This window comes from Psychrobacter sp. 1U2, assembly GCF_051847575.1.
Genome location: NZ_JBPYDC010001401.1, coordinates 1 through 609, shown reverse-complemented (window position 1 = coordinate 609; position 609 = coordinate 1). Strand labels below are relative to the sequence as shown.

General features: G+C 45.6%; 2 protein-coding genes. One reads left to right on the top strand and one right to left on the bottom strand.

What is annotated here, in order from left to right:
- Nucleotides 1-220: 220 nt before the first annotated feature.
- Complete coding sequence (locus ACS8FD_RS22320; RefSeq protein WP_439262586.1) at nucleotides 221-472, top strand: DUF2798 domain-containing protein; 252 nt, start codon at nucleotides 221-223, stop codon at nucleotides 470-472.
- Here the strand turns inward: ACS8FD_RS22320 and ACS8FD_RS22315 are convergent.
- Nucleotides 466-606: a hypothetical protein gene (locus tag ACS8FD_RS22315; RefSeq protein ID WP_439277474.1), complete on the bottom strand. Its 141-nt coding sequence runs from the start codon at nucleotides 604-606 to the stop codon at nucleotides 466-468. The genes ACS8FD_RS22320 and ACS8FD_RS22315 overlap by 7 nt on opposite strands.
- Nucleotides 607-609: the final 3 nt, after the last annotated feature.

Sequence of the window (609 nt, the reverse complement as noted above, 5' to 3'; positions counted from 1 at the left end):
ATCGCGCCCATGCAGGCACTTGTTCGGCGTGCCGTGATGTGACACCGACGACGTCATGGGAGCAATCTGAAGATAAAAGAGCGGTTGCTCAGCGTTCATGATTACAAGGTTAATCAGGTAATTGTGATTACCGGTGTAACGTATTTACTAAGCCAAAATTGCGCTAGTGTATCATCAAAAATTTTCATTAAATGATGAAAAATTAAGGACTAAAATTATCATGGCTCTTCCCACCCTTAGAATACGCATGCGTCGCAAGTACTACCGCCTAGTCTTTACAGGACTCATGGCACTGATGATGTCGCTTATTATCTCGACTGCGTTGATACTGGTCAAAACAGGCTATAGTGATCATTTCTTCGCTGATCTACTGGGGTCATGGGGGCTGGCATTTATATTCGCTTGGCCAAGTGCTTATGTTTGCGCGTATCTGGTGCAGGAGCATATACTTAGTCGGATTGAATTTTATTGAGTAGTCTCAACCTTGTTTTTTAAACAAGCTACCCTATGATTGATCGTTCCCTCCAGTACTGGCTCGATCTGCGCGCACTCTGCGTCAGCGAGCGGACAACGGGTGCGAAACACACAGCCAGATGGCGGATGAATAGG

What these genes read in the sequence shown, in the direction of transcription:
- ACS8FD_RS22320 (WP_439262586.1), top strand. Translation starts at nt 221, where the DNA reads ATGGCTCTTCCCACCCTTAGAATACGCATGCGTCGCAAGTACTACCGC.